This is a genomic window from Lysobacter soyae, assembly GCF_019551435.1.
GTDB lineage: Bacteria > Pseudomonadota > Gammaproteobacteria > Xanthomonadales > Xanthomonadaceae > Solilutibacter > Solilutibacter soyae.
In genome coordinates, this window is sequence record NZ_CP080544.1 from 1,264,553 (window position 1) to 1,290,990 (window position 26,438).

Consider the following 26,438-nt stretch of genomic DNA (forward strand, 5'->3'; position numbering starts at 1 on the left):
TCAGGTAAACCTTACATGGAATCGAAGTGGAAATGGCTGCAACGTGACACGAAGTGGCTGCTGATCGCCCTTTACCCGTGGCTGTTTGCACTGGCGACCCTCGCTTCCGCGCCATTTTGGAACCTGCAGGCCGGCGTGCGCTGTGCCGCGCTCTGGTTGGTGCCGATGCGGCAATGGTGGATGATTGCCGTCCTTGAATGGCTGGTCTTGGCCCTATTCCGGTTTGCGCTGTCCGACGCATCGATAACACCGGTTGATCTGGTGGACGTATTCGGCCCCTTCATCTGCTTTGCAATTGCCCACGCCATCGTATTTTTCTTTGTTCGTCCGACTGCCGGTATCGGTTCGCTTCGGGCGCTCGTCACGCGGCTTTTCGCCGCGGTTGTGGCTGTCGCATTGTCATCGTTCGCATTTATCAACGCGCGCCATTTGCTGGATGGACGGGATCCCCAGCAATTCGCATTCGCCCTTTTAGAGAACCGTGTCGGCGCATGGCTCGGCGTCATGACCCTCGGTCTGTTGATTTTGACCATCGCGCAACGAAAGTTTCTTGCAGGCCGTGACTTCGATCTGCGCACGATCGGCATCGCCTTGCTGCCTGCCTGCATCCTGGCATCCCTGATGCAAATCGACCCCGTCAATGCCCATGTCGACGCGGTGGTGATTGCCATCTTGCCGCTCTTGTTGGTGTCGCACCAGCTGGGATTTCGGGCAGCGATTTTCGCCTTTTGCGGTGTCGCCGCCTGTGTGCTCTTCCAGCACGCCGCGTTGCCGGAAATCTGGCAATACGGTCGCGTCGAGACCTTTTTGGTATTGGTCGGCTTCGGCGCAACCATCATCGGCGGCGCCTCCGATTTGATGCGGCATCAGCACGAAGCATTGGCGCATACAGCGGTCGCGGAGACGGAACGCTCGTCGCGCATGAGCGACGTTGCGCTGCGCCTCACGCATCAAGAAGAGAAAGAACGGCAGCGCATCGCCCAAGATTTGCACGACCAACTCGGCCAAGATCTCACCGCCATCGCCACCTATGTTCAGATCGCCAGCAAGCGCACGGACGATCTGGGGACTTTGCAATATCTGAAAACGGTGTCCTCGCTCGTGGAAGACGCCCATTGGCACCTTCGCGCGATCAACGACAAGCTTCACCCGATCGCGCTAAGTCGCTTCGGGCTTGTGCGCGCATTGGAAAGCGGCCCGGTGATCGAGCTGCTGACCGAACAGGGTTTCGAGTACGACTTCCATGCCCAAGGGGTGGATCGCCACTTGCCCGAAAAGATCGAAATTTCCTTTTACCGTATTTGCCAGGAAGCGATCACCAATGCCATCAAACACGGTCGACACCGTTGGCTAAGCGTGGCCCTGGTGCAAGAGTCGGTTGACGACTTGCACGCGCGGCTGACGTTGCGGATACACGACGACGAAGGCGAGATTGATTTCCGGAACAGCACCGGCTACGGATTACAGGGAATCCGTGACCGGGCGCATGCGATCGGTGCAAGTTGCGAATTCAACGCTGAAAACGGTACACCGCGATTTCTGCTGATTGTCGAGTTCGAGCGCGTACACGCTCAAGGTTGATCGGGCGTCCGGGCGTCGATTTGCAATGCGTGGATATCGGTCTCCATCAGCGAGCCCATCGCCGCATACACGGCGCGGTGCTTTTGAAGGGCGGTCATGCCGTCGAACGCTCGGCTGACAACGCGTACTTTGAAGTGCCCTCGCCCGTCACGCGCGCCCTCATGACCCGCGTGACGATGGCTGTCATCGCGGATGTCCAATATCACGGGCGAAAATGCCGTCTCAAGGGCTGCGCGAATGCGTGCGACGCGCGTTTCCACGTCACTCATGGCAAAACCTTGTTGAACGGACGCACTTCGGTACGTTCAAACACGCCCCCGGTGGTGTAAGGGTCTTGGGCCAGCCAATCACGGGCCGCCTCGATGGCATCGAACTCCGCAATCAAGAGACTTCCGCTAAAGCCCGCCGGTCCCGGGTCAGGTGAGTCGATGGCGGGCATTGGGCCGATCACCAACAAACGCCCTTCGGCTAATAATTGTCGCGCCCTGAGCAAATGCGCCTCCCGAAGAGCGGGACGCTTGGAAAGTCCGTCGGGGGCGTCGAATCCTTCGAGGATGTACCACATGGCAGTTCTCTTGATTGCAAGGCTGTCAGTCTAAAACAGCCCGTGCCTAGACATTCCACGGCCGTACGTTTACCCTAAACCCAAGCGGGTGCCTGCGCCACAGACGAGCGTCAAGCCCAGCGCCGCAATTGCCTTCCCTTGATTGATACACGTACTCATGCCATCTCGGCATGCAGACGTCATGGCCTGTTGCCGAAACATGACCGAACAAACCGACGCACCTTCGCCCGAGGCGGGTGCCGACCCGAAGCCGCAACACCCGTCACCCCAGCAGCAGGAAATGCCGTTGGCGCATGTGCTTGGGCAGCCGGTACTGCAAATCCCGCAAGATTTGTACATTCCGCCGGACGCGTTGGAGGTCATTCTCGAAGCATTCGAGGGTCCGCTCGACCTGCTGCTCTACCTGATCCGCCGGCAAAACCTGGACATTCTCGATATTCCGGTCGCTGAAATCACGCGCCAATACGTCGATTACATCCAAGCCATGCACGAGATGCGCTTCGAACTCGCGGCGGAATACCTGGTCATGGCGGCCATTCTTGCCGAGATCAAATCGCGCATGTTGTTGCCGCGCCCGCCGAACGAGGAAGGTCTGGAAGATGACCCGCGTGCGGACTTGGTACGTCGTTTGCAAGAGTACGAACGGTACAAGCAGGCAGCCGAAGACATCGATGCCCTGCCCCGCCAGGAGCGCGATACCGCGTTAGCCTCTGCGCACATGCCCGAACGTGCGGAAGTGCGCCTGCCGCCCCCGGTCGACATGCGGGAAATGCTGTTGGCGCTGCATGATGTGCTTAAACGCGCCGACCTCTATACGCACCACGCGATCAAACGCGATGCGCTGAGCGTCCGACAGAAGATGGGCGAACTGCTCGAAGCGCTGTCGGACGGCGTGTTTCATCGCTTTGAATCGCTGTTCAATGTGGAAGAAGGCCGACTGGGCGTTGTCGTCACCTTTTTGAGCCTGCTTACGCTCGCCAAAGAGCAACTCATCGAAATCATGCAAGACGCACCCAACCCGCCGGGCGAAGATGCGCCGCACCTCGCCCCGATTTACGTCAAATCCCTCGCATCCGCGGACGCACCGGCAGAGATTCCCATGAGCGAATTCGACGTCGAAGAAGACACCAGCAAGACGGACAGGAACTGATCCATGCAGGAAAACTTGGTAAAACGCATCGTCGAAGCGGCACTGCTGGCCGCCAGTCAACCGCTGACGATTGTCCAACTCAACGCCTTGTTCCCGCTCGACGAGCCGGCACCCGAAGGCAGCGTTCAGGCGGCATTGGTTTCTTTGCAGTCAGACTGTGCTGAAAGGGGTGTCGAATTGGTTGAAGTGGCATCGGGCTGGCGTTTTCAAGTCAAATCCGATGTCCATGCTTGGGTCGCGCGCCTTTGGACCGAACGGCAAACCAAATACACCCGCGCCACGCTTGAAACGCTTGCCTTGATTGCTTATCGGCAGCCCATTACCCGGGGCGAGATCGAGCAGATTCGAGGAGTTGCCACCAATAGCAACATCATCAAGGCGCTGGAAGAACGGGAATGGATTCGTGTTGTCGGACATCGCGATGTGCCGGGCAAACCCGAACTCTTGGGGACAACCCGCGCATTTTTGGACTACTTCGGTCTCAAGAAGTTGGACGATCTCCCGCCGCTTTCCGAGTTGAAAGATTTCGCAGAGCTCGAGCCACAACTGCAATTCGATCCCGAACACGCACCGATCACCACGCATCTCGATTCCGTCGACGCCGAGTCGGAACCCAACACAGGCGACCATTACGAAGCGCCTGAAACAACACCACAAGAAACAGAAGCCCTCGCCGACGACGGCGACAGCACCCGGAGTGAACCATGAACGAACGAAACAAACTGTCCCTGAAATCTGCCTCCGCCGAGGCCGCCCCCAAGCTTGAGGAGCGCCTGCATAAAGTGTTGGCGCAGGCCGGGCTCGGCTCGCGCCGCGCGCTCGAACAGCGCATTTCGTCCGGCGCCGTCACCGTCAATGGTGAGCCAGCAACGCTGGGCATGAGCGTCAAGGGCGGGGACAAAATCGAACTCGACGGCCGTAGCTTTGTGGCATCGGCCCTGACTGAGCCGGCACGCGTTCTTATCTACAACAAGCCGGAAGGCGAAGTCACCACGCGCGAAGATCCCGAAGGTCGCCCGACCATCTTTGAAGCCCTTCCCGCCCTGAAAGGCGCACGCTGGATCGCGATCGGCCGCCTCGATATCAACACCACCGGTTTGCTGTTGCTGACCACCGATGGCGAGCTCGCCAACGCGATGATGCATCCCTCGCACGAAGTGGATCGCGAGTATGTGTGCCGCGTCCGCCCGCCGGAAGGCGAAGAAGAAGTGTCGGACAAGGTCGTCGACCGTCTGCGTCGCGGCGTGGCTTTGGATGACGGTCCGGCCAAGTTCGACGACATCGAACGTATCGGCGGAACCGATTCTCACGACTGGTTCCGCGTGTTGTTGAAGGAAGGACGCAATCGCGAAGTGCGCCGCCTGTGGGAATCCCAAGGTTGCATGGTGTCGCGTTTGAAGCGCATCCGTTATGGCAAGGTGACCTTGCCGCAACCCTTGCTACGCGGACAGTCGCAAGAGCTGCCCGAAGGCCAAGTCAACACGCTGCGCAACGAACTCGGTTTGGAGCCCGGCGCGCCGTCCGCACTGACGTTGCAGCCCGTGATCGGCCAACGCCGTGCGGCAAAGACGATCCATACCTTCGAACGCAAGTCCAACGGCTACGTCGGCGGCCATAACGCAGCAGATGAAGGACGTGAATTGCGTCGCTTCGACAATATGCGTGAAGACCGTCGCGGTGGCCGCGGCGGCGCAAAACCGCGCGGCGGTTTGACGGTCAGCGGTGACGCGGCCGCCAAGCAAAGCCAAGGCAGATTCAAAATCAAAGGTGGCGACCGCCAACCGGGACAACGCATGCGCCCGGGCGAAAATCGCGGCGACAACCCTGCCGCAATGCGCACCTGGTATGTGCCGGACGGTGTTGAAACCGGTCCGAGCGGTCACCGCAATGCCGATGGCTTCAAACCCAAGCGCCCGGCGGGCGCCCGTCCGGGCGGTTTGCGTCCTGCGGCGCCGGGCCAAGGTCCGCGACGTGGTGGTCCTTCAGGCGCCGGCGCTGGCGGACGCGGCGCCGCTACCGGTGCGCGTAGCCCCTACGGCGCACGCGGTGCTTCCGGCGATGCCGCACCGTCGCGTCCGAAGTATCCGTTTGGGCACCCGGGCAATGCGCCCAGCTTCCCCTCAGATCACGCCAATCCCGGTAGCTTCAATCCGTACGGCGAGCGCCCGCGCAACAACCGTCCGGCGGGTCCGCGTCCTGCCGGCGCGCGCCCTAGCAAACCAGGTGGACGTCCCGGCGGTTCTCGCCCTGGTGCGGGCCGCCCGGGTGGCGGTGGTCGCCCCGGAGGCGGCAACCGCGGCCCGCGTGGTGGTGGCTTCTAACAAGCCGATTCAGTCGATATGCGTCTGGAAGAAGGGCGGCGGACAAGCCGCCTTTGGCGAGTCGCTCGCTCGGTATTGATCACACTTGCAGCCGTCTTCTTTTGTGGATGGCTTGTTGTTAATTTGTCCCCGGCGTTCGGCGCCCGTCCGGCAGCGGAACGACAGGCGCGCATTGAACAATCGCCTCAGTGGCACGGAGACCATTTCCAAAATCCGGACCGGATGTGGAGTGACACCAGCGCACTCACCATTCTTGGCATGTTGAAAGCTGTGCCCGCCAGTGCGCCCGTGGCGCCAGTGCCCTATGCGCACGACACGGCGCGCCGGCTGGCCATCGCACCCCGTTCCGGACTTCGCATCACTTGGTTCGGACATTCATGGACGCTCGTCGAAATCGACGGCATCCGGGTATTGATCGACCCGATTGAAAGCTTGCGCGCCTCGCCTTTTCAATTTGTCGGGCCCGAGCGTTGGTTTCCGCCGCCCATCCCGTTGTCTGCGCTTCTGGATGTCGACGTGGTTGTCATCTCCCACGACCATTACGACCATCTGGATATGGGCTCGATCAAGACGCTGGCGGCAGGCAAGACACGCTTTGTTTTACCGCTCGGCGTGGGCGCGCATTTGGCCCGCTGGGGTGTCGCACCTGATCGAATCACCGAATTGGATTGGTGGGAAACGGCAAAGGTCGGTGACGTCGCGCTGACATTGACGCCGGCGCGTCATGCGTCTGGCCGGGTCAATCCCCAACGCAACCGCACGCTGTGGGGCGGCTACGCAATGGTCGGGCCTCAGCACCGCGTCTGGTACTCCGGTGACACCGGCTTGACCGCACAATTCGAAGCTGTCGGCGAGCGCTTCGGACCGTTCGATGTCACGTTGATCGAAAGCGGTCAATACGACGCACGTTGGCCGGACTGGCACATCGGCCCCGAACAAGCGGTGCAGGCAAATCTCTGGGCGCGCGGCAAACTCATGATTCCGGTGCATTGGGGTTTGTTCAAATTGGCAAGACACGGATGGACCGAACCCGCAGAACGCGTGCTTGCCGCAGCCCATTGTGCAAACGTGGCAGTGGCGACACCCAAGCCGGGCTTGCCGTTCGAACCGGCGTTCGACAGTTCGCCCCGATGGTGGCCCGAAAGTGTTTGGTCCGGGCCGGAACAGACGCCGATTGTCGCCACCCGAAACGGGCAAAAATCCGCGGTTTATTCGTTGCAGTTCAAACCAGACTGTAACCGTCCGCATCATTGAGCGCAGGAAAACGTGTGCGATGCGCACGCAGCTCGGATGGGTCCAAGACTGCGTCAATGACGCCTTCCGCATCGCGTAGTTCAATCATCGGCTGCCCCAGGAAATCAATGACGGCACTATCGCCTGAGTAGTGCAGACCGTTGCCATCGTCACCGACACGATTCACGCCGGCCACATAACTCAGATTCTCAATCGCCCTAGCCCGAAGCAGCGTCCGCCAGGGGTAATCACGAACTGACGGCCAGTTGGCAACGTAGAGCAACAAGTCGTAATGCGCCTCGTCGCCGGCATCCAAACCATTGCGTGAAAACACCGGGAAACGCAGGTCATAACAGACCAGAGGACAGATTCGCCAGCCGCGCCATTTCACGATCAAGCGCTCGACACCCGCGCTGTAGCGCTCATGCTCACGTGCGAAGGTAAACAAATGACGCTTGTCGTAGGTCTGAACTCCCCCATCCGGCGTCACGAACAACATCCGATTGAAGACTTTACCCGCCTCCGACATTTGGACGCTGCCACACACCGCGGCATCCAATTCGGCGGCTTGCGCACGCATCCATGCCACGGTTTTGCCGTGCATGTCTTCCGCATTCCGCACCGCGTCGTTGGAAAATCCGGAGGTGAAAGTTTCCGGCAAAACAACGAGATCGGACTTGCCCTTCAGCGGTTCGATCATGCCTTGGTAGTAGTGCCGATTCCCATCCGGGTCATGCCATCGTGTATTGCCTTGAACAAGGTGGATACGCAAATCGCTGGCGTCGGTCATCGGGCGGCCTGGGCGGGAGGATCAGGAATGAATTTCAACACATTCCCGTTGATGCAGTAACGCTTTCCGGTCGGCGGCGGCCCGTCATCGAACACATGTCCCAAGTGAATGCCTGAACTGGCACTGGTGACTTCGGTGCGCACCATGCCATCACTGGTGTCCTTGCGAAGGACCAAGGCGCCGGGGACAGGATTGAAAAAGCTCGGCCAACCCGTGCCACTGTGGAATTTGGTGTCGCTGCGGAACAATGCGGCGCCCGTGATCGGATCGACGTAGGTACCCGGACGTGTTTCGTCCAAATCGGAACCCGAATTCGGTATTTCCGTGCCTTTTTCAAACGCGATGCGTTTCTGTTCCGGACTCAGCAATTGGTAGCCCAGCCATTGCCAGAACTTCTGCGGACCGCCCGAATATCCGGTGTATCGCGACACTTCTTTACCGTTTTTGAAGTAAACGATGGTCGGTGTCGCGAACAACGGTTTGGCCAAAGACCATCCGGCCGGTGCATCGGTCCCCCAAGTCTTTACAAACGGCACCTCCGATTTCCAACTCGACAACACTTCTTTGTTGAACGCCTTGCAGAAATCGCAGGTTTCGGCTTCATAGATGACTAGTTGGCCGTCGGCTTTCAAGGCTTCACCGGCCGGCACCAGATATTGCGGATCGCGTGGCTTTCCGGCATTGGCCAAGCCGAATTTGACGCCGGTGCCACCCAAGCCGCAATAGCCATCCGGGTTCTTTTTCAGATAGTCCTGATGCATCGCCTCGGCGCGATTGTAATTTTTCACCGGCAGAATTTCCGTGGTGATGTCGCCATAACCCTCTTTACGCAGCGCGATTTGATAGGTGTTTTTGGTTTGCTCGGCCATCGCGCGCTGGGCGTCGTTGACGTAATAGATCGCGCTGCGGTAATTGCTGCCGAGATCATTCCCTTGTCCACCCACTTGCGTGGGGTCATGGTTTTCCCAAAAGGCCGCCAAAATTTGGGCAAGATCGGTCCGCTTCGGGTCGTAGGTCACCTTGACCACTTCGGCATGATTGCGCGCCTTTGACCGGCCGGCGCGAATCGCCGCTTCGGCATCCAAAACATCCTGATAACCGACCTGGGGCGCATCGCCACCCGCGTAACCGACCTCCACATTGACGACCCCGGGCACTTCGCCCATGCGTTTTTCCGCGCCCCAAAAACACCCCATACCGAAATAAATCGATTCGCTGCTTGCAGGCACCGTAGCCGCCTGTGCGTCCATCACTTCGATTCGCGGTGCACGCAAGAAAAACAGCGCCACCAATCCGGTCACCACAAGGGCGACCATCACGGGCCAAACAGCTTCGGTTTTGAAGGGACTTTTCATCCCTCTATCCTACGCCTTCAAAGCTGAGCGCAGGTTGAGTGCTTAGAGCGTTTTCAGGCGCGCCATGGCCGCCGCGACGGTTTCGGGATTTTTGGCGAAACACAGTCGGAGCAGGCGCTGGCCAACGGGCGGCGTCTCGTAGAACGGCGACAAAGGTATCCCCGTCACACCCTTCTCGATCGTGAGCCACTCGCTGAACGCTCGGTCGTCCAAATCGCTGACATCGGAATAGTCGACCAATTGAAAATAGCCGCCCGGTACCGGCAGTGCCTTTAGCCGTGTTTCCGCCAACTGAGCCTGGAATGCGTCGCGCTTCTCTTGGTAGAAATGCCCCAACTCACGGTGGTGCTCCGGCGCCTTTTCGATCATCTCGGCGAAAGCGAGTTGGGCGGGATGGAAAGTACAAAACGTGTTGTATTGATGGACTTTCCGGAACTCGACGCTCAAGGCAGGCGGCGCCACGCAATAGCCAACCTTCCATCCCGTGCAGTGATAGGTTTTGCCGAAACTGGAAATGACAAACGTGCGATCACGCAGCGCCGGATAGCGCAGCGCGGATTCGTGGCGCGCGCCGTCGAACACGATGTGCTCGTACACCTCATCACTCAACAAATAGAGGCCGTGTTCTTGCACGATTGCCGCGACCTCGTTCATGTCGTCGGCACTCAACATCGCACCGGACGGATTGTGCGGCGAGTTGATCATCAACAAGCGGGTCTTGGGCGTGATTGCCGCGCGAACCCGTTCCCAATCCGGGGCGAAGCTGGATGCGTCCAAGGGCACGTGAACGGCTTTCGCACCGGCCATGTCGATGGCAGGTTCGTAACAGTCGTAACAGGGATCAAGGACGATCACCTCTTCACCGGCACGAACCACCGCGAGGACGGCGTTCAAAATCGCCTCGCTTGCCCCGCTGGTGACGGTGATCTCCGTATCAGGATCCGGGCGATAGCCGTAGCAATCCTCAGTCTTTTGGGCAATCGCAGCACGAAGCGCCGGTGCGCCGGTCATCATCGCGTACTGGTTTTGGCCCGCGCGCATGGCCCGCGCCAAGGCGTCCACCAGCAATGCCGGCACGTCAAAATCAGGAAACCCCTGGCCTAGATTCACCGCCTGGTGCTTTGCCGCAAGCGCCGACATTGTCGTGAAGATCGTGGTGCCCACTTTCGGCAGTTTTGTAACCGGTTGCATGGATCGGATTCCAGAAGGTATTGAAACCAGTCTAGGGTACAAAGTTTGCTATCGTGGGTCACATGAATCCCGTGCAAGTGCCCATGGATATCATCGAACCACCCGAAAGCACGAGGGCGCTGGTCGACGCATTTCTCGAGACCGCCTATATCGCCGAGTGTGACGACGGCCAAGTAGAGATTGCCATCGGCCACCTCGCCGCCCAACTTGAAGCGCGCGTCGCCGGCAAGTGTCTCGGCTTTATCACGGCATGGAACCCGGGTGCAGAGCGTCTTAGTGACGAGGAGAACAACGCGGCCGACCGCGACTTGGTCCATGTGATTGACAGCCATCGGGTTGAACGCTTCCCGATGCATGCCGTTTCTCCTGACGGTGTCTGGTTCGAAGCGGGCTGGCTGGTCAGTGATGTTTCGCGCGTCACGCTCGACCAATGGGCGCGCCGGTTCGGCCAATTGGGCACCCTGTGGTGGCAGCGCGGGCATGCCGTGAAGCTACGGGTTTACCATCCGAAAATCGCGCATAGCGACAACGTCTTCATCGACTGGATAGAATGACGTAACGCCTTGAAGGCAACGTTGCGCAATTCGTGTCCCCACCGTCTCCCCCGCTCCTGCAAGCTGTCGATCTGACATTCGTCCGCGATGCGTCGCCAATATTCGACCAGCTCGCATTCGAGGTCGATCACGCGGAAGCCTTGCTGGTTCAAGGCGAAAACGGTGCTGGTAAAACCACCCTGTTGCGCGTACTCGCCGGACTCCTCGCGCCGGAGCAAGGCGAAGTCAGATTGAAGGGCGAATTGATGCGTCCGAGTCGCGGTCACGCCGACATCGCCTACCTTGGTCACCTCCCGGCACTCAAAGCGGATCTAACGGCCGCAGAGAATCTCGATCTGGCCGCGGGTCTGCTTGGCAAGCGCGACGGTCATGATGTCGAGGCTGCGCTCGCCCGTGTCGGTTTGGCCGGCTATGACGACCAACTCGCGCGAAGCTTGTCTGCGGGTCAACGCAAGCGACTGATGCTGGCACGTGTCTGGTCTGCACCCGCCGCGCTATGGCTGCTCGACGAACCGTATGCCAATTTGGACTTGGAAGGCATCGCGTTGGTCAACGATTTGATTTCCGAACACGTTGGCGAAGGCGGTGCGGCGCTCGTCACGACCCATGGCGCCTATGCGGCACCGCCGGTGCGTACCCGCACCCTGCATTTGGTGCGCGCGTCATGACCCTGCATGCAATTCGGGCACTGCTACTGCGTGACCTGCGCTTGGTCTGGCGTAGACGGGGCGACGCGTTTCAACCGGTGTTGTTTGCCCTGTTGGTGGTGGTGTTGTTTGCACTGGCATCCGACAACAACCCGCAACGTCAGGCCGCCATTGCCGCTGCAGTCGTATGGGTGGCCGCCCTCCTCTCTGGTTTGCTTGCGCTCGACACCTTGTTCCGCGCCGATGCCGAAGACGGCTCGTTGGAACAGTGGGTACTTTCGCCCACACCGCTGTCATTTCTGGTGGCCGCCCGGGTGCTCAGTCACTGGCTGACCACGGCTCTGCCGGTCATTGTCGCCGCGCCGTTCTTGGGTGAATTGCTGCATCTTCCGCGGGAATCGTTGGGCCCCCTGATGATTTCACTTTTGTTGGGAACGCCGCTGTTGAGCTTGCTTGGCGCCGTCGTTGCTGCACTCACCGTGGGTCTACGGCGCGCCGGTATCCTGCTGTCTGTGTTGGCCCTTCCGCTATACATCCCGGTTTTGGTCTTTGGCGCGGGCAGCGTTTCCGCGGCCGCCCAGGGATTTGACCCGGTTGGCGCGTGGCTGTGGTTAGCGGCGGGTTTGATTGCCAGTTGCATCCTCGCGCCGTGGGCAGCGGCTTCCGCAATTCGGTTGGGCATTCGGTAACTTTTTCTTGGGAAACGATGTGGCAAAGAAAGAAACAGGTGTAATCGTGGCGGCAGTTCTTTGTGCCGCTCTTGTCGTGGGATGTCAGCGCGAAAATCGCGTGGTCGATGCCGGTGCGCATGCGGCTGAAACCAGCGGCGGCGGTTCGAGCAACGCCAGCGCCAACGTCAACATGCCGCCGGAAAACCCGCCGGATGACGTCGCGCCGGAAGCCGGGGAGTCCGCCGCGGTGGAGGCCGCGCCGATCGCCGCCGGACCCGCAGTGGACCCGGCGCGCTGCGAAACGGACATCAGTGCGGGCGACACACTGGCCTTCGACAAATCGTCCATCGACATCCCGACGGGTTGCGATTCATTCACCCTCACCCTGCATCACACGGGCAGCTATCCGGTCACCGTGATGGGCCACAATCTCGTGATCACCAAGATGGCTGACATTGATGCCGTCGCGAAGAACAGCTTGGGCGCCGGCCCGTATCGCCAATATGTCGAGCCCAGCGACAAGCGCGTCATTACCCGCAGCAAAGTCATTGGCGGCGGCAAAACGGTCGAGCTCAAGATCGACGTCGCCAAGTTGCGCGCGGCGGGCGGCGGATTCGGTTACTTCTGCAGTTTCCCGGGCCACGCGCACGGCATGAGAGGTCAAATCAATCTGGTCCAACCGGCGGCGTAAGGGCTGGTAAAATGCTCATTCACGCGCGAGACCCGCAGCGCTCACGCGTCCGTTGCCGCAGGTTCAAATGAATCCCATCGTTCTTTGGTTCCACAAACTCGGTTCTCCGCCCTATTTCGATGCGTTCGCAAAGCGCTGGGCGCCTTGGTGCCACCTGCTCGGCTTCGTCCTGATGGCGGTCGGCGTCTACCAAGGCCTGTTTGTGGTGCCGGCCGACTATCAGCAAAGCGATAGCGCCCGAATTTTGTATATCCATGTCCCGGCGGCATGGATGAGCATCGGCGTCTATCTCGGCATGGCCATTTATGCCGCCATCGCACAAATTTGGCGCATCAAACTGTGTGAGGTGCTGGCCATGGCCTGCGCGCCGATCGGCGCCGGCTACACCATCGTCACTTTGGTGACGGGATCGATCTGGGGCAAACCGATGTGGGGGACGTGGTGGAGCTGGGATCCCCGGCTCACCACCGAATTGATTTTGCTGTTCATGTATTTCGGTGTGATGGGCTTGTACGCCGCGATTGAAGACCGTCGCCAAGCGGCCCGAACCGCCGGCTTTCTTGCCATGGTCGGCGTTGTTCTGCTTCCGATCATCCGCTATTCGGTGAACTGGTGGGATTCGCTTCACCAAGGACAAACGGTCAGCGTTTTCGGGCAATCCAAACTCGATGACAGCATGGCCGCGCCGTTGTGGTGGGTCGTGATCGGGATTCATATATGGTTCGGCGGTTCCCTGCTGTTGCGTGCGCGCGCAGACAATCTTGAACGCGAAAGCGGCAAGTCGTGGGTGGCCAAATCGGCCGGCGGTGCCGAATGAAGTACCTCGAATACATCGTCGCCGCTTACGCCGTTTTCTTTGCGTTCCTTGCATGGGATCTGCTTGCACCGCTCATCCGTGCGAGAAAGGCCATTCGCGCCGCGCGCCTCAGAATCAAACGCGAATCTTCGCGCAAACAACCCGCCGGAAAACCATGAATCCCTTACGACGTCGACGTCTCGCTGTTGTCTTGCTTGTTTTGATTGCCGCCGGCATCGTTGCGGCGCTTGCCGCGTTCGCATTGCAACGCAATGTTTCCTATCTGTACACGCCCAGTGAAGTATTGAAGGGCGCCGCCGGCGAGCATGCACGTTTCCGATTGGGTGGCATGGTCGCGGCAGGTTCGGTCAAACGCACTGCCGGGACGCTTGAAGCACATTTCGTCGTGGATGATGGCGATGCCCGGATGCCCGTTGTGTACACCGGCATCCTGCCGGACCTTTTCCGCGAAAAGCAGGCCGTCGTGGCGACCGGCAGTATGAAAAACGGCGTGTTCGTTGCCGATGAAGTTTTGGCGAAACACGACGAAACCTATATGCCCAAAGAAGTCGCCGACAAAATGGGTGCCGCACACAAGAAACATGACGTCAAAGCCGCGGCGTCGCCTTCAGGAGATCCCCTGCAATGAATGTGAAGGGCTGGTTGCCATTCGCCGTTTTCCTGGCGCTCGGCGCACTGCTGGCTGCCGGTGTCTGGATGAGCAAACGCGCCGATCGCGACGCCCTGCCCTCGCCGCTGATCGGCAAGAAGGCGCCCGACTTCGCCCTGAAAAACTTGTTCAACCCCGAACAAACGGTGACCTTGAAAGACTTGAAAGGCGCACCGTTTGTGCTCAATGTTTGGGGTAGCTGGTGTGTTGCATGCCGTGAGGAACATCCGGCCTTGTCCGCCTTCGCAGAGACCAAGCGGGTCCGCGTTGTCGGCTACAACTGGAAAGATGAGCCAGCCGATGCCAAACGTTGGCTGGAACAGTTGGGCAATCCGTTCTTCCTGGTGCTGTCGGACGTCGAGGGCAAGACCGCGATCGATTTGGGCGTTTATGGCGCACCCGAAACCTATTTGATCGATGCACAAGGCTTTGTCCGTTGGAAACACGTCGGTTCGTTGAACGACACTTTGATTCGTGACGAATTGTTGCCTGCGCTGTCGCGGGCAGAACAAGACGCGCGCTGACCATGACTGAATTCGCGCCACCGGCGACGCGTTATTTCGCACTGCCCTCGCCCTTTCCCATGCACCGCGGCGGCGTCTTGCAGCAAGCGCGCGTCGCCTACGAAACATGGGGGCAGCTCAACGCAGATGCGTCGAATGCCATCCTGATCTTGACCGGTCTGTCACCCAGCGCCCATGCAGCATCGTCGGCTGATGATCCACAACCCGGTTGGTGGGAGCCGATCATCGGGCCCGGCAAAGCCATCGACACGGATCGTTGGTTTGTCGTCTGCGTCAATCATTTGGGCTCTTGCAAGGGTTCGACCGGCGCCGCGTCGATCGACCCTGAGACAGGAGCCGCCTACCGGTTGACCTTCCCCGACTTGTCTGTCGAAGACATGGGTGAAGCGGCGTATGCCCTGATGCAAGGGCTGGGCGTTTCCCAACTCGCCTGCTTGGTGGGCTGTTCGATGGGCGCCATGGCTGCCCTTGCTTTGCTCGTCCAACATCCGGACTTCAGCAGAAGTCATATCAACGCTTGTGGCGCGGCGCGTGCCCTGCCGTTTTCCATTGCCGTCCGATCATTGCAACGGGAGGCCATCCGCTTGGATCCCCATTGGCAGGAAGGGCAGTATGACGATGCGAATTACCCGGACACCGGGATGCGTTTGGCCCGAAAACTCGGCGTCATCACCTACCGCTCCTCCTTGGAATGGAACGGCCGTTTCGGCCGCGTCCGCATGGACGAAGTGGATACCGACACACCGTTTTCGGCAGAATTCGTCGTCGAGTCCTATTTGGACGGTCATGCCGATCGCTTCGCGCACTTCTTCGACCCGAATTGCTACTTGTATTTGGGTCGTGCCATGGATTGGTTCGATATCGGCGAGCACGCCATTGATCCGCATCCGCAAGTGCACTGTGAAGCAAACGTAGTCGCTGCGCTGTCGCGAACCCGTGTCGGCAAAGCCTTGGTCTTGGGGGCGATCACCGACATCCTGTTCCCGATTCCGCAGCAGGAGGAGATCGCTGCGGGGTTGGCGGCGTCCGGCGCCGATGTGCGCTTCCATGCCGTGCCCTCGGAACAAGGCCACGACGCATTTTTGGTCGATCATGAAAGATTCGGTGCATTGATAGGTGCGTTTCTGAAAGAGATCGTGTAATATTTCCGTTCCCTGATCTCAGGGCTGTTTCGATGCCGGTGTGGCGGAATGGTAGACGCGGTGGACTCAAAATCCACTGGCAGAGATGTCGTGTAGGTTCGAGTCCTATCGCCGGTACCATCGAAACGAATCCATAAAAAACCCAGCGCAAACGCTGGGTTTTTTGTTTTCAGTTGATTGGCCGGATTTGGCCGGATCAGGCGGATGCCAACCAAGTATTCAGCAGTGGCGTGACATGCGCCGTGGCCGCGTGCACGTTTGCGAGCACGTCTTCCATGGTGATCACTTCGTCCGGCGTTGGGCCGCAACCTGCCGCCCAATTCGCCACGATGGCCAAACAGGCATAATCCAAGCCCAACTCACGCGCCAGCCCCGCTTCCGGCATGCCGGTCATGCCGACCAGGTCACAACCATCGCGCCGCATCCGTGCAATTTCCGCACGCGTCTCCAAGCGTGGACCCTGGGTCGCCCCGTAGCAGCCGTGGTCCACCAACGGAATTCCGGCGCGACTGGCCGCCGCCAACAAGGACTGCCGCAATGAAGGCGTATACGGATCGCCGAAATCCACATGCAGGACGTCGCTGCCGGGCTCTTCGCTCAAGGTGGAAATGCGCCCCCAGGTGTAGTCGATCACTTGGTCGGCACAGGCCAACACGCGCGGACCGAATGCCTCGGTAATCCCGCCCACCGTGTTCAACGCAATGACTTGCTTCGCACCCAAGGCTTTCAGTGCGGTCAGGTTGGCGCGGTAGTTGATTTTATGTGGCGGTATCGAATGCCCTTCGCCATGACGTGCCAAAAAGCCCACGCGTTTTCCGGCCATTTCGCCGACTCGAACGGGCCCGGAAGGCTTGCCATAGGGCGTGACGGGCTGATGCGCCTCCGCATTGGCCAGATCCGCCAATGCATAAACACCGGTACCGCCGATGATGGCAATATCAAACAAATCGTTCATGGCGATGCTCCCGGACTCAATTGCGGAGCGCGTAGATCGCGCGGAGGTTGCGGCCTTGTTCGTGATAATCCATGCCGTAACCGAACACATAGGCGTCAGGGACTTCCAAACCGACGAAGTCAGCTTCAATGCCTTCAGCACAGCGGTCATGCAATTTGACGGCAGCTACCGCAATCCTGACATCGGCCGCGCCTTGATCTTCGCACCAGCGCTTGACCGCCAGCATGGTGTGGCCTTCATCCAAAATGTCATCCACCAACAACACGCGACGATCACGCAGGGCGGTTTGCGGACGATGTAGCCAAGCCAACCGCGCACCGCCGGATGTTTCGCCCCGATAGCGTGTTGCGTGCAGATATTCGAACTCGACATCCACGCCCTCGTCACCCAGGGCCATGGCCAAGTCGGCCGCGAACGGCATGCCGCCATTCATTACCGTGATGAACAAGGGCGCCTGGACATCGTCGCGATATTCGTCAGCGATGTGCGCCGCCATTTCCTTGACTGCGTCGGCAATCGTGTTTGCATCGTGCACGACATCGGAACGTTCAAGGGCTTCATTGAGCGCCGGACGGGGATAGCTCATGCCACATCTCCCAAATTCGAACGCAGCGCCTGCTGCGCGTTGCCATAACGCGTATCGGACAGCAGACCTTCCCACGCGTGTGCGCCGCGACCCAAAAGGCCGGAAATCGCCATCGTGTTGAGAGCCCTGCCCTCCACTGCTACTAGCGCCTCTTCCACCAGTTCCGGATGGCAAACCAACACGACGTCACAGCCCGCATCCAAATGTGCTTCGACGCGCGCTTTCACCCCGCCGACACCGTGCGCACCGGCCATGCCGATGTCGTCGGAAAACACCACGCCGCGAAAACCCATTTGCTTGCGCAAAATCTCGTTGATCCAATGCGGCGAATAGCCGGCCGGTTCCGGAGCAACTTGCGGATAAACCACGTGCGCCATCATCACGGCGTCCGCGCCCGCATCGATACCGGCCACAAACGGAATCAGATCACCGTTTTCAATCTCTGCGAACGGACGATCATCAACGGCATGCTCGAAGTGCGTGTCTTCAAGGATGGATCCGTGACCGGGGAAGTGCTTCAACGTGGCAGCCATGCCAGCGGCGTGCATACCTTCGATATACGCCCGCGTGAAATCCGCCACCACCGCCGGCGCCGCGGAAAACGCACGATTGCCAATCGCCCGATTGCCCTTGCCGAGATCCACCACCGGCGCAAAGCTCAGATCGATTTGTGAGGCCAGAATCTCGCTGGCCATCAGCCAAGCATGTTCTTTAGCTAGCGCGAGCGCCGCGCTGCGATTCTTCGCATAGAGGGCATCAAAGCCCTCCAGCGGCGGAAGCGCGCTATAGCCCTCACGAAAGCGTTGAACCCGCCCGCCTTCTTGGTCAACGCAAATCAACTGCGGGCGCGAAGCGGACTCACGAATCGCCAAGGACAGCTCGGCAATCTGCGCCTTCGAGGCGAAATTGCGCGTAAACAAAATCACGCCGGCACATGCCGGGTGCTGAAGCCAGTCGCGTTCTTGCGCAGTCAGTTCTTTTCCGGCAACACCAATGACGAGCATCAAACTTCCTTTGGAATTAGGGGTTGGCCTGCTCTTGTGCAGTCCATTCGGAATACGGCCGCTCTGCCAGCATCAAATTGTAGTAGCGCGGTGCATCGGTGACTTCAAGACCAAGCCATTCGGGTTTGTCGAAGTGCGCATCCAAGCGCGGCAACTCGAGCTCCGCTACGACGAGTCCTGCGTTGGTGCCGGAGAATTCATCAATCTCCCAGCACAACTCCGCCTGCGGGATGTAATGCCGGACCTTTTCCACACGGTGGCCGACACACAAAGCCAACAAGGCTTCGGCGTCCGCCATCGGCAAGTCGTATTCGAACTCCTGCCGTTGCGGACCCGCCTCGCGTGACTTGATATTGAGCTTGGCCACATCGCCCTCGATGCGAACACGTACCGAAACATTCTGCGTGCCAAGCGTGACGGCAGCGGCATCGTTCAGATAGCCTTGCGCCATGCGCTTGCTCGACACCACCTGAGCACGCCAAGCGTCGGACGTCAGCAAAAATTTGCGTTCGATTTCGATGCCCATTACTTCAACTTCTCGAAGACGGCGATGGATTCGACATGCGCGGTATGCGGGAACATGTCCATCACGCCGGCTTTCATCAAGGTCCAGCCCGCTTCGTTGACCAGCCAACCGGCATCCCGCGCCAACGAACCCGGATGGCAGCTGACATAGACAATGCGCTTCAGACCGTCGAGCGGCAATTGCTTCAACACGCCGTCGGCGCCGGTACGTGCGGGATCCAATAACAATCGATCGAATTTCTGCTTGATCCATCCCTGCCCTTGCAGCGGGGTGGCCAAGTCGGCCGTGTAGAACTGCACATTGTCCAAGGCGTTGCGCGCAGCGTTTTCCTTGGCCCGTTGGACCAAACCCGCGTCACCTTCGACGCCGACAACTTCACTGGCAACGCGCGCCAACGGCAAGGTGAAATTCCCCAAACCGCAGAACAGATCCAAAATGCGCTCGCCGGGTTCGGGTTCAAGCAGATCGAGCGCGTTGGCAATCATTTTTTCATTCAAACCGCGATTGACCTGGATGAAATCGAGCGGCTTGAATTTCAGCTCGACGTTCCACGGCGTCAGCTTATAGGCCAGTTTGGACGACTCAGGCCAGAGCGCGTGCACCGTTGAGACACCACCCGGTTGAAGATGGATGGCAAAGCCCTCCCGTTCACCGAACGCCTTCAACTTCTCGAGATCGCTTTCGCTCAATGCATTCAAGTGCCGGAATACCAGCGCCACCGTGTCGTCACCGGCAATGAATTCAACCTGCGGAATATCGTTGCGGGCATCCAGTTGATCGATCAGCTCGGCGAGCAGGCCGACTTTCATGCCGATTTCGGGAATGACGGTATGACATTCGCGAATGTCGGCGACGAATCGCGGATCGAGCTCGCGAAAGCCGACCAGGGTCTTGCCCTTCTTCAGCACATGCCGCACCGAGAAACGCCCCTTTCGGCGATAGCCCCAGCTGGCGTCTCCCAGTGGCGCCAAGACTTCCTTGGGTGTGACGTGTCCGATGCGTTGCAAATTGTCGAGCAGCTCTTGCTGCTTCAAACCGATTTGCTTCCCCGCATCCAAATGTTGAAGAACGCAACCGCTGCACACACCGAAATGCGGGCAACGCGGCTCGACGCGATCTGCCGAGGCGGTCAACACCTCCACGGTGCGCCCTTCGTCGAACTGCCGCGAGCGTTTGGTCTGTTCGACCATCACCGTCTCGCCGGGCAGCGCGCCGGACACAAACATGGCTTTACCGGCGTGTGCGCCGTCTTCTCGGCGGGCGACACCGCGCCCGTCATGACTCATGCCCGTGATGTGGATCGGAAAAGGCGTTTTATCGATTCGGTTGCGGGCCACGTTTCAAGCACTTTAATTCAAAGTGCCATTGTCTCAGACGGGCCTTTTCCTTGCACCGAAAGGCTTATTTTTGCTTCCAGCTACCGCCCGACTGATACCACCAGCCACTGCGGGCACTGTCGATCCATTGGCGCGCGAAGACTTGGCGGATTTGCGTTTCCCACTCCGGATGGTCATTCGCGACGGCGACTTCCCGATACAGCGCTTTGCGGTCACGGTTGTCATCTGCCACGGCGGCGTTCACGGCCACGCGATCTTTCAACGCCAGCTTGTCGGCGTCGCGCACGACAATCATGCCGTCCGCGCCAAAGCCCAATGCGCCGGCGTCAAACGCGGCACGCAAGCTCGAATCGAATCGCGAAGCCATCCGGCTTTGGATGGATTGAATCGCGGGCGTGCGGATGGTGATATCGGGCTTGGACTGCGCATAGGCGCTGCCGATGCCCACAACAGACCACAAGTCGACACGCTTTTGCATTTGCAAAAACGCCGACATGCCGCCCGGCTTGCTCGCAGGCTGATCCACCGGTTTGCCATCACTGCCAATCACGCCTTCAACGAATTCCTTGGCGGCCTCTTTTGCCTCTGCCGCGGGAAAATACACATTGATGGTCACACATGCGGTCAGAACGATCGCCGGCGCGGTACCCAAAAACCATTTGCTTTTCATGTATCCAGCTCCTTCAATGTTCGATCACGGGTTTGACATCACCCTCGGCCACTGCCTTTACGCGTTCCACCAACACCGGCCAATCCACCAGTCGGTTGTGTCCGACCACTGTCAGCCTAGGAATCCCCGCGCCTTGCAAAATAGTAAAACTGTTGGAACCTGAACCGGACGTGGAATCTGGCGCCAGTCCGGACATCATGCAAACACTGTTCACCAGCTTGCAACTCAAACCGATGCGGCTGTATCCGAAATCTTTGAATAGCTCCAACGCTTTGGCTTGCAGCCCGCTGGTCGGGCTCGACCCACCGACGCTCGAAATGTTTTTGACAGCGCGCTGACTGATGCGTTGTTTGACGCCCGGCGTCTTGACCGTGTGCAGCTCGGCGTCGAAGCGCACCGGCGACCATTCGATCAAACGCAAATCGTGGATGCTGCCGCTCAACTTGCCGGTGATGCTGCCAAAACCGAAAACTTCGGTCAGTCGCAGCAGATCGAGGCGATCCAAGTCCAGGTTCGCCACCAATGTGGGCGCCGTTCCGAATGGACGTTCGATTGACAAAGACGAGAATGTGACGCGCCCTTCAAAAACATCGAGGTTCAAACCGCCATCCAATCGCAACAGGTCGTTTTCATATACGGCAGTAGGAATCGCGCCGTTCAATTCGCCGCGAAATGCAGGAAGACCCACCGCTTGGGACATAGCACCGAAATCCACATGTTCGACGCCTAGCGCGAATTGCAGCCCAAGACCACGATCGCCCTGCGGCGGGCGAATTCGCAGCGTGTCGAATCTGAGCTTGCCGTTGAATACCGGGATAGACGCCGGCTCACGCAATGCGATTTCACCGCCCTGGCTGACGAACGGCAAATCACCGGCACCGAAATTCAAGCCATACAAGGTTGCTTGCCGCCAGCTAAGACGGCTCTCGACTGCCTTTCCTTGCGAAATGGCGATTCCGCCGTTCAATCCGGCGAAGTTGAATTGACCGTCAGGACGATTGAGATTGAGCCCTTGCGGATTGATGACATACGACAAGGCTTCTTGGCCGTGGCTTTCAACGCGACCGTTCAAACCACCCGTCAGTTCGACTGATGAGAGTCCAAGCGGCGCGAGCCAACCGGACAAGTAGCGGTCTTTCAACTGTCTTGCGTCGCGACTTTCAAACTGAATAGCCACATTCCGCACACCGTTCGACGTCCAATCCAAACTTCCCGTCGCTACCAAAGTCGCGCCATCCGTCCAGCGAAGACGACTGAATCGCCAGCCCCCGTTGTTTGCATTCGCATCCAACTCGAATCGCGCGGGCGTGCCTTGAAGTGAGACAAAAGTCGTGCCAGCGAGCATGTCGCCGAGGACCGTACCCTCCAACGAGACGGATGTTGCGCCGCGCGTGTTGGCGTAATCGAGCGTTCCCGCAATGGCCAGGTTTTCGGCAATCAGGGAATCATCATTCATGCGCAGCGCGGCACCCGAAAGCGCGAGTGGGCCATCAACCCGGACGCCGGTGCCATTGGTGTGCAGAGACAGACGACCGCTAAGCTCGCCCTTGTCAAAGCGACCATTCGACCAACTCCGCGCGATAAAGGCTTTGGCCCAAGCGAGCGGCAGGGCTTGAAGTTCGATCAAGGTGAGCTCGGGCGCACGGGCACGTCGTTGGAGGCTGATCTCGGTTCGCCCGTGACGGAGGCCGACATCCAGGCCGGCCGGCCGGAAGTCCACCGAAAAATCCGCCGATGCGCTGCCGGGCAATGCTATCGGACCTGCGCATCGCCAGGTTTTCCACCCGACGCGCGCCAATCGACATCGCCAGTGGACCGTCTTGTAGTCACCGGCAATGGATGGGGCTTGCACGCGATCGACATGCATATCCAGCGTGCCGTACGCGGCACCTTCAGGCCAAGCCACACGCATCCGCACGCCGTCCAGGCTGACGACGGCCGATTCAATTTTCTCGACTTTGATGTTTGCCACGCGCGCAGAAGCCGGATTTGCAGAAAAACCCGACAAGATCACACCGGCAAGGGTCGCTAAAATGCGCAACATCTAGGGGAGATTACTGATGCCGATGGAACTCGGGATGAAGCCGCGCTTTCTACTTGTCGAAGACGATCCGCCCACCCGCGTCTATTTGCGCGAGATCGCAGCCACCCTGCCGGCCATCGTCGATGTCGCTTCCAACTGTGCGCAAGCGGCACGCATGGCGCGAAAACGCCGATACGACCTGTGGTTGTTTGATGCCAATCTCCCGGACGGCAGCGGTGCGGGTCTTTATCAACAACTGTTGGCCGATCCGGAGATCGGGGCCAATGCGCCGGTGGCCATTGCCCACACCGCTGAAATCGACATGGGGTATTTGGACAAGCTATGCGCCTGTGGCTTCAAAGAGGTCGTTCGGAAGCCGGTGACACCGGCGGGCTGGTTGGGGGCATTGCGACGTGGACTCGGACGCCAAGCCAATAGTCTGGAAGAACTCGAAGAATGGGATGACGACCATGCCATTCGGGCTTTGGGCGATTTTGCCAACGTGGACAAGCTCAGAACGTTGTTTGTCAGTGAACTACCCGACATGCAGCAAAAGGCACGCGCGGCCGTTAGTGCGGGCGATGACACTGCCTTGCGCGATGTCTTGCATCGCTTGAAAGCCAGCTGCGCGTTGGTCGGTGCAAGGCGCCTGCTCGAATCCGTACGTACCTTGTCGGCTGACCGTACCTGCCCCGCGGCTTATGCGGCGTTGGACGATGCATTTGAGGTCACGTTATCGACTTTCAGGACGACCGGATCTGCCTGAGCTCTGCGAGCATGTCCCAGGACTTCAATCCCTTTCCACCCAACTGATGCATCAGCAGAGCGCGCATGAAACGTCGAATCTCATTCGACGTGCGCGTATCGGGTTGCGCATCCATGGCGAGTGCGTGAAGTGCATCGCCTGAGATCACCAAGCCGTCATCAGCGGCGACCTTCTCCAAAGCACGCAGGACAAATCCGCGCTCGAAGTCAAAACGGTAGTGCATACCCATCTGGATCAAATCGCCCTGTGCGTCATGCGCCCAATCGGGGGCCAGCCCCAAGGCATCCAACAAATCCCGCTCAAATCGCCTGAGCGTCCATGCCACCGGCGCGCCCGCCGTCAGTAATGCACGTGTGCGTCCGAAACTCACAAACAGCTCAGGTTGCGCATCGAAACGCGGGGCAAGCCGGAGCGTCAACTCGTTCTGATAGAACGTAGCGAGCAGTCGGTCACCTTCCAATGCGACACCGCTGTCCAATGCCTCAGCTTGAATCAACCTGGCCAGCTCGCCGCGTTGCTCGGCGTCAAAACGGATGTATTGACCGGGTGTCAGCGCCGCTTTCAACGCGTGTTTTTTGGCGCCGCGAACGCCACGCGCCAGCAAGCCCAGACGTCCATGATTCGGCGTCAGCACCTCGACCAATACGCTGGTCTCGCGATAAGCTCGCGCGTGCAATACGTAGGCGAGCTCACCGCTGTAGCGCACACTCAGTCCTGATAGCCGAGGGCGCGCAGTGCCGCCTCATCATCGGACCATCCGGCGCGCACGCGAACGAAGGTCTGAAGGAAAACCTTGCGATCGAAAGTGCGCTCCATCTGGATTCGTGCTTTGGTGCCGATTTCGCGAATGCGCTGCCCGCCATTGCCGATCACGATGGCTTTTTGACTGTCGCGCTCGACCAGGATCACCGCGCCAATGCGGAACATCGCACCATCTTCTTCGAATTGCTCGATCTCGACCGCGGTGGCATAAGGCAGCTCGGCGCCAAGCTGGCGCATCAATTGTTCACGGACGAATTCCGCGGCCATGAAACGCATGCTGCGGTCAGTGATGTCGTCCTCGCTGTAAAGCGCTTCCTGTTCGGGCACCAGTGACAGCAAAGTCTCCACCAATGCGTCCAAACCTTTGCGTTTCAAGGCGGAAATCGGATGCACGCTGTGGAACGTGCGACCTTCCGATGCCTCAGCCAAAAACGGCAAGATGTCGGCTTTGTCTCGCGCACGATCGGTCTTGTTGACCACCAATACCACGGGGATGCCGGCACTTTTCAGTGCGTCGTAGGCCAAGGTGTCTTCGCTGTCCCACTTGCCCGACTCAACGACCAACATCGCAGCGTCGACGCCTTCCAACGCGCCGCGCGCCGCGCGATTGAGGACCCGGCTCATGGCGCGGTTTTGCGCTGCGTGCAGGCCGGGCGTATCCACCAACACCAGTTGCCCGGCATCGAAAGTGGCAATGCCGAGCATACGATGACGGGTGGTTTGCGGACGATCGGAAGTGATGGAGACTTTGGCGCCCACCAGGGCATTGATCAAGGTGGACTTGCCCACATTCGGGCGACCGATGACGGCCACGTGGCCAGCGCGATAAGGATTCGATGTCATGCGCCCATTGTCGCCGATGCGGGGCGCACGCGTGTCATCAGGTGCGCAATTGGGCCAAAACCGCTTCGGCGGCACGTGTTTCCGCTTGTCGCCGAGACTTTCCGCTGCCGTCAGCGGCAACGCCATCGTCCAATCGGCAAGTCACATGGAACGTGCGTGCATGCTCTTCACCGGATTCGGAGATCAGCGTATAGACCGGCAAACTGCGCTGGCGCGCCTGTAACCATTCTTGCAATCGTGTCTTGGCATCTTTGCCGATATCGCCTTTGGGATCCAAGCGGGCAATCAACGGTTCGAAAAGCGGCATCACCACCTGGCGACAGGTGTACATGCCGGCATCCAGATAGATCGCACCGATCAGGGCTTCCAAGGCATCAGACAGTATCGACTCACGACGGAAGCCGCCGCTGCGAACTTCTCCCGGCCCCATCAGCAGCCGATCACCCAAGGACAAGCCGCGAGCGATGCCGGCCAATGAAGACTCTCGTACCAACTCCGCGCGCATTCGCGTCAATGCGCCTTCATCGGCAGACGGCCATGTGGCAAACAACTTCTCCGCCACCAGAAAATTGACGATGGCGTCGCCCAGGAACTCCAAGCGTTCGTTATGTTGCGATCCCGCACTTCGATGGGTCAAAGCACGCGTCAACAAGTCCGCGTCTTTGAATGGATGACCCAACAATTCCGACAAAGCCATTCAGCCCACTACGGCGCGTGGATTCAGCGCGCCGGCTCCTTGATCTCGAAACTGGTGACCAAGTCGATGTTCGCCACCAGCGGAATACGGCGTTCGTAGCTGTATTCCATGGCGCGTTCGCCGCTTTCCGGACGCAGAGTGATGTCTTTGGCTTTGACTTGGTCGATGTCATTGACATCCAAGCGCTTTTGCAACGCCTCACGAATGCTCGGCGCATCGGTGCCGACACTGCTGTCCTGGGCCACCGACTTCATGGATTGCTTGATCTTGCCGTATTCCAGATACGCCGGAAGCAGTTTCATGACCATCCAGGCAACGAAGCCGAAGAACATCAGGAAAATCAGAAATCCGGTCAACGACAGACCTTGTTGTGAACGACGCATGTGCA

General features: G+C 59.2%; 30 protein-coding genes, 1 tRNA gene and 1 pseudogene. 16 read left to right on the forward strand and 16 right to left on the reverse strand.

Annotation, left to right across the window (positions count from 1 at the left end):
- Window positions 1-15: 15 nt before the first annotated feature.
- On the forward strand, window positions 16-1,581 hold the full coding sequence (locus H8L67_RS06050; protein WP_220378969.1) for a histidine kinase: 1,566 nt from the start codon (window positions 16-18) through the stop codon (window positions 1,579-1,581).
- Here the strand turns inward: H8L67_RS06050 and H8L67_RS06055 are convergent.
- Both H8L67_RS06055 and H8L67_RS06060 read right to left on the reverse strand, forming a co-directional pair.
- Window positions 1,572-1,850 (reverse strand): BolA family protein, encoded by a 279-nt coding sequence (locus H8L67_RS06055; RefSeq protein WP_220378970.1) that lies wholly within the window; start codon window positions 1,848-1,850, stop codon window positions 1,572-1,574. The genes H8L67_RS06050 and H8L67_RS06055 overlap by 10 nt on opposite strands.
- Window positions 1,847-2,146, reverse strand: a complete 300-nt coding sequence (locus tag H8L67_RS06060; protein WP_220378971.1) for a YciI family protein — start codon at window positions 2,144-2,146, stop codon at window positions 1,847-1,849. The genes H8L67_RS06055 and H8L67_RS06060 overlap by 4 nt, the downstream gene beginning before the upstream one ends.
- Before the next feature lie 199 nt (window positions 2,147-2,345).
- On the opposite strand from H8L67_RS06060, the gene H8L67_RS06065 reads away from it, so the two are divergent.
- The 4 genes and pseudogenes from H8L67_RS06065 (at window position 2,346) to H8L67_RS06080 (ending at window position 6,871) form a co-directional block, all read left to right on the forward strand.
- On the forward strand, window positions 2,346-3,296 hold the full coding sequence (locus H8L67_RS06065; RefSeq protein ID WP_220378972.1) for a segregation and condensation protein A: 951 nt from the start codon (window positions 2,346-2,348) through the stop codon (window positions 3,294-3,296).
- Window positions 3,297-3,299: 3 nt separating this feature from the next.
- A pseudogene (gene scpB, locus H8L67_RS06070) lies at window positions 3,300-3,998 on the forward strand (SMC-Scp complex subunit ScpB); the annotation flags it as partial.
- Window positions 3,999-4,000: 2 nt separating this feature from the next.
- Complete coding sequence (locus H8L67_RS06075) at window positions 4,001-5,617, forward strand: pseudouridine synthase (protein WP_220378974.1); 1,617 nt, start codon at window positions 4,001-4,003, stop codon at window positions 5,615-5,617.
- 222 nt (window positions 5,618-5,839) lie between these two features.
- Window positions 5,840-6,871, forward strand: coding sequence for an MBL fold metallo-hydrolase (locus tag H8L67_RS06080; protein WP_220378975.1), 1,032 nt, complete (start codon window positions 5,840-5,842; stop codon window positions 6,869-6,871).
- Here the strand turns inward: H8L67_RS06080 and H8L67_RS06085 are convergent.
- Genes H8L67_RS06085 through H8L67_RS06095 form a run of 3 tightly spaced genes read right to left on the reverse strand, consistent with a single transcriptional unit; the run spans window position 6,840 to window position 10,186 of the window.
- Complete coding sequence (locus H8L67_RS06085) at window positions 6,840-7,640, reverse strand: amidohydrolase (RefSeq protein WP_220378976.1); 801 nt, start codon at window positions 7,638-7,640, stop codon at window positions 6,840-6,842. The genes H8L67_RS06080 and H8L67_RS06085 overlap by 32 nt on opposite strands.
- Window positions 7,637-8,995, reverse strand: coding sequence for a peptide-methionine (S)-S-oxide reductase MsrA (gene msrA / locus H8L67_RS10355; protein ID WP_255555860.1), 1,359 nt, complete (start codon window positions 8,993-8,995; stop codon window positions 7,637-7,639). Before msrA ends, H8L67_RS06085 begins: the two co-directional genes overlap by 4 nt.
- Window positions 8,996-9,037: 42 nt before the next feature.
- Window positions 9,038-10,186, reverse strand: coding sequence for a pyridoxal phosphate-dependent aminotransferase (locus H8L67_RS06095; protein WP_220378977.1), 1,149 nt, complete (start codon window positions 10,184-10,186; stop codon window positions 9,038-9,040).
- Window positions 10,187-10,269: 83 nt separating this feature from the next.
- Between H8L67_RS06095 and H8L67_RS06100 the strand changes: the two genes are divergently transcribed.
- The 10 genes from H8L67_RS06100 (at window position 10,270) to H8L67_RS06145 (ending at window position 16,001) form a co-directional block, all read left to right on the forward strand.
- A complete protein-coding gene (locus H8L67_RS06100; RefSeq protein ID WP_220378978.1) occupies window positions 10,270-10,740 on the forward strand; it encodes a DUF3293 domain-containing protein in 471 nt (156 codons plus the stop codon).
- Between the two features lie 32 nt (window positions 10,741-10,772).
- On the forward strand, window positions 10,773-11,408 hold the full coding sequence (ccmA, locus tag H8L67_RS06105) for a heme ABC exporter ATP-binding protein CcmA (RefSeq protein WP_220378979.1): 636 nt from the start codon (window positions 10,773-10,775) through the stop codon (window positions 11,406-11,408).
- The gene (gene ccmB / locus H8L67_RS06110; RefSeq protein ID WP_220378980.1) at window positions 11,405-12,076 is read left to right on the forward strand and encodes a heme exporter protein CcmB; all 672 of its coding nucleotides are present in this window, start codon (window positions 11,405-11,407) and stop codon (window positions 12,074-12,076) included. Before ccmA ends, ccmB begins: the two co-directional genes overlap by 4 nt.
- Window positions 12,077-12,122: 46 nt before the next feature.
- On the forward strand, window positions 12,123-12,749 hold the full coding sequence (azu, locus tag H8L67_RS06115; RefSeq protein ID WP_220378981.1) for an azurin: 627 nt from the start codon (window positions 12,123-12,125) through the stop codon (window positions 12,747-12,749).
- 67 nt (window positions 12,750-12,816) lie between these two features.
- Window positions 12,817-13,566, forward strand: coding sequence for a heme ABC transporter permease (locus tag H8L67_RS06120; RefSeq protein WP_220378982.1), 750 nt, complete (start codon window positions 12,817-12,819; stop codon window positions 13,564-13,566).
- Complete coding sequence (gene ccmD, locus H8L67_RS06125; protein ID WP_220378983.1) at window positions 13,563-13,724, forward strand: heme exporter protein CcmD; 162 nt, start codon at window positions 13,563-13,565, stop codon at window positions 13,722-13,724. Before H8L67_RS06120 ends, ccmD begins: the two co-directional genes overlap by 4 nt.
- Window positions 13,721-14,194 (forward strand): cytochrome c maturation protein CcmE, encoded by a 474-nt coding sequence (ccmE, locus tag H8L67_RS06130; protein WP_220378984.1) that lies wholly within the window; start codon window positions 13,721-13,723, stop codon window positions 14,192-14,194. Before ccmD ends, ccmE begins: the two co-directional genes overlap by 4 nt.
- Window positions 14,191-14,739, forward strand: a complete 549-nt coding sequence (locus H8L67_RS06135; protein ID WP_220378985.1) for a DsbE family thiol:disulfide interchange protein — start codon at window positions 14,191-14,193, stop codon at window positions 14,737-14,739. The genes ccmE and H8L67_RS06135 overlap by 4 nt, the downstream gene beginning before the upstream one ends.
- Before the next feature lie 2 nt (window positions 14,740-14,741).
- The gene (gene metX, locus H8L67_RS06140) at window positions 14,742-15,881 is read left to right on the forward strand and encodes a homoserine O-acetyltransferase MetX (protein ID WP_220378986.1); all 1,140 of its coding nucleotides are present in this window, start codon (window positions 14,742-14,744) and stop codon (window positions 15,879-15,881) included.
- 34 nt (window positions 15,882-15,915) lie between these two features.
- Window positions 15,916-16,001 (forward strand) — tRNA-Leu (locus tag H8L67_RS06145).
- A 76-nt stretch (window positions 16,002-16,077) separates the two neighbouring features.
- Here H8L67_RS06145 and H8L67_RS06150 read toward each other — a convergent pair.
- The 7 genes from H8L67_RS06150 to H8L67_RS06180 form a co-directional block, all read right to left on the reverse strand.
- Window positions 16,078-16,836 carry an S-methyl-5'-thioinosine phosphorylase gene (locus H8L67_RS06150; protein WP_220378987.1) on the reverse strand — a complete coding sequence of 253 codons (759 nt, stop codon included), beginning with the start codon at window positions 16,834-16,836 and terminating at the stop codon, window positions 16,078-16,080.
- 16 nt (window positions 16,837-16,852) lie between these two features.
- Window positions 16,853-17,422, reverse strand: a complete 570-nt coding sequence (locus tag H8L67_RS06155; protein WP_220378988.1) for a hypoxanthine-guanine phosphoribosyltransferase — start codon at window positions 17,420-17,422, stop codon at window positions 16,853-16,855.
- Window positions 17,419-18,426, reverse strand: coding sequence for a beta-N-acetylhexosaminidase (gene nagZ / locus H8L67_RS06160; RefSeq protein WP_220378989.1), 1,008 nt, complete (start codon window positions 18,424-18,426; stop codon window positions 17,419-17,421). The genes H8L67_RS06155 and nagZ overlap by 4 nt, the downstream gene beginning before the upstream one ends.
- 16 nt (window positions 18,427-18,442) lie before the next feature.
- Window positions 18,443-18,952, reverse strand: a complete 510-nt coding sequence (locus tag H8L67_RS06165) for a CYTH domain-containing protein (protein ID WP_220378990.1) — start codon at window positions 18,950-18,952, stop codon at window positions 18,443-18,445.
- The gene (rlmD, locus tag H8L67_RS06170) at window positions 18,952-20,289 is read right to left on the reverse strand and encodes a 23S rRNA (uracil(1939)-C(5))-methyltransferase RlmD (RefSeq protein ID WP_220378991.1); all 1,338 of its coding nucleotides are present in this window, start codon (window positions 20,287-20,289) and stop codon (window positions 18,952-18,954) included. Before rlmD ends, H8L67_RS06165 begins: the two co-directional genes overlap by 1 nt.
- A 64-nt stretch (window positions 20,290-20,353) precedes the next feature.
- Entirely contained in the window at window positions 20,354-20,959 is a 606-nt protein-coding gene (locus tag H8L67_RS06175; RefSeq protein WP_220378992.1) for a YdbL family probable chaperone protein, read from the reverse strand.
- Between the two features lie 13 nt (window positions 20,960-20,972).
- Complete coding sequence (locus H8L67_RS06180) at window positions 20,973-23,003, reverse strand: translocation/assembly module TamB domain-containing protein (protein ID WP_220378993.1); 2,031 nt, start codon at window positions 23,001-23,003, stop codon at window positions 20,973-20,975.
- Between the two features lie 16 nt (window positions 23,004-23,019).
- Here H8L67_RS06180 and H8L67_RS06185 point away from each other — a divergent pair, with 16 nt between their 5' ends.
- Window positions 23,020-23,748, forward strand: coding sequence for an Hpt domain-containing response regulator (locus H8L67_RS06185; protein ID WP_220378994.1), 729 nt, complete (start codon window positions 23,020-23,022; stop codon window positions 23,746-23,748).
- Here H8L67_RS06185 and recO read toward each other — a convergent pair.
- From recO to H8L67_RS06205, 4 genes are read right to left on the reverse strand one after another with little or no spacing between them, the layout of a single operon-like run.
- Window positions 23,726-24,454 (reverse strand): DNA repair protein RecO, encoded by a 729-nt coding sequence (recO, locus tag H8L67_RS06190; RefSeq protein WP_220378995.1) that lies wholly within the window; start codon window positions 24,452-24,454, stop codon window positions 23,726-23,728. The two genes, H8L67_RS06185 and recO, sit on opposite strands and share 23 nt — an antisense overlap.
- 2 nt (window positions 24,455-24,456) lie before the next feature.
- Window positions 24,457-25,353 (reverse strand): GTPase Era, encoded by an 897-nt coding sequence (era, locus tag H8L67_RS06195; protein ID WP_220378996.1) that lies wholly within the window; start codon window positions 25,351-25,353, stop codon window positions 24,457-24,459.
- A gap of 37 nt (window positions 25,354-25,390) precedes the next feature.
- Window positions 25,391-26,050: a ribonuclease III gene (rnc, locus tag H8L67_RS06200; protein WP_220378997.1), complete on the reverse strand. Its 660-nt coding sequence runs from the start codon at window positions 26,048-26,050 to the stop codon at window positions 25,391-25,393.
- Between the two features lie 23 nt (window positions 26,051-26,073).
- On the reverse strand, window positions 26,074-26,433 hold the full coding sequence (locus H8L67_RS06205) for a DUF4845 domain-containing protein (protein ID WP_220378998.1): 360 nt from the start codon (window positions 26,431-26,433) through the stop codon (window positions 26,074-26,076).
- Window positions 26,434-26,438: the final 5 nt, after the last annotated feature.

Excerpts from the sequence above, each read along its gene's own strand:
- H8L67_RS06050 (WP_220378969.1), top strand. The coding sequence starts at position 16 with ATGGAATCGAAGTGGAAATGGCTGCAACGTGACACGAAGTGGCTGCTG.
- H8L67_RS06055 (WP_220378970.1), bottom strand. The coding sequence starts at position 1,850 with ATGAGTGACGTGGAAACGCGCGTCGCACGCATTCGCGCAGCCCTTGAG.
- H8L67_RS06060 (WP_220378971.1), bottom strand. The coding sequence starts at position 2,146 with ATGTGGTACATCCTCGAAGGATTCGACGCCCCCGACGGACTTTCCAAG.
- H8L67_RS06065 (WP_220378972.1), top strand. The coding sequence starts at position 2,346 with ATGACCGAACAAACCGACGCACCTTCGCCCGAGGCGGGTGCCGACCCG.
- H8L67_RS06075 (WP_220378974.1), top strand. The coding sequence starts at position 4,001 with ATGAACGAACGAAACAAACTGTCCCTGAAATCTGCCTCCGCCGAGGCC.
- H8L67_RS06080 (WP_220378975.1), top strand. The coding sequence starts at position 5,840 with ATGTGGAGTGACACCAGCGCACTCACCATTCTTGGCATGTTGAAAGCT.
- H8L67_RS06085 (WP_220378976.1), bottom strand. The coding sequence starts at position 7,640 with ATGACCGACGCCAGCGATTTGCGTATCCACCTTGTTCAAGGCAATACA.
- msrA (WP_255555860.1), bottom strand. The coding sequence starts at position 8,995 with ATGAAAAGTCCCTTCAAAACCGAAGCTGTTTGGCCCGTGATGGTCGCC.
- H8L67_RS06095 (WP_220378977.1), bottom strand. The coding sequence starts at position 10,186 with ATGCAACCGGTTACAAAACTGCCGAAAGTGGGCACCACGATCTTCACG.
- H8L67_RS06100 (WP_220378978.1), top strand. The coding sequence starts at position 10,270 with ATGGATATCATCGAACCACCCGAAAGCACGAGGGCGCTGGTCGACGCA.
- ccmB (WP_220378980.1), top strand. The coding sequence starts at position 11,405 with ATGACCCTGCATGCAATTCGGGCACTGCTACTGCGTGACCTGCGCTTG.
- H8L67_RS06120 (WP_220378982.1), top strand. The coding sequence starts at position 12,817 with ATGAATCCCATCGTTCTTTGGTTCCACAAACTCGGTTCTCCGCCCTAT.
- ccmD (WP_220378983.1), top strand. The coding sequence starts at position 13,563 with ATGAAGTACCTCGAATACATCGTCGCCGCTTACGCCGTTTTCTTTGCG.
- ccmE (WP_220378984.1), top strand. The coding sequence starts at position 13,721 with ATGAATCCCTTACGACGTCGACGTCTCGCTGTTGTCTTGCTTGTTTTG.
- H8L67_RS06135 (WP_220378985.1), top strand. The coding sequence starts at position 14,191 with ATGAATGTGAAGGGCTGGTTGCCATTCGCCGTTTTCCTGGCGCTCGGC.
- metX (WP_220378986.1), top strand. The coding sequence starts at position 14,742 with ATGACTGAATTCGCGCCACCGGCGACGCGTTATTTCGCACTGCCCTCG.
- H8L67_RS06150 (WP_220378987.1), bottom strand. The coding sequence starts at position 16,836 with ATGAACGATTTGTTTGATATTGCCATCATCGGCGGTACCGGTGTTTAT.
- H8L67_RS06155 (WP_220378988.1), bottom strand. The coding sequence starts at position 17,422 with ATGAGCTATCCCCGTCCGGCGCTCAATGAAGCCCTTGAACGTTCCGAT.
- nagZ (WP_220378989.1), bottom strand. The coding sequence starts at position 18,426 with ATGCTCGTCATTGGTGTTGCCGGAAAAGAACTGACTGCGCAAGAACGC.
- H8L67_RS06165 (WP_220378990.1), bottom strand. The coding sequence starts at position 18,952 with ATGGGCATCGAAATCGAACGCAAATTTTTGCTGACGTCCGACGCTTGG.
- H8L67_RS06175 (WP_220378992.1), bottom strand. The coding sequence starts at position 20,959 with ATGAAAAGCAAATGGTTTTTGGGTACCGCGCCGGCGATCGTTCTGACC.
- H8L67_RS06180 (WP_220378993.1), bottom strand. The coding sequence starts at position 23,003 with ATGTTGCGCATTTTAGCGACCCTTGCCGGTGTGATCTTGTCGGGTTTT.
- H8L67_RS06185 (WP_220378994.1), top strand. The coding sequence starts at position 23,020 with ATGCCGATGGAACTCGGGATGAAGCCGCGCTTTCTACTTGTCGAAGAC.
- era (WP_220378996.1), bottom strand. The coding sequence starts at position 25,353 with ATGACATCGAATCCTTATCGCGCTGGCCACGTGGCCGTCATCGGTCGC.
- rnc (WP_220378997.1), bottom strand. The coding sequence starts at position 26,050 with ATGGCTTTGTCGGAATTGTTGGGTCATCCATTCAAAGACGCGGACTTG.
- H8L67_RS06205 (WP_220378998.1), bottom strand. The coding sequence starts at position 26,433 with ATGCGTCGTTCACAACAAGGTCTGTCGTTGACCGGATTTCTGATTTTC.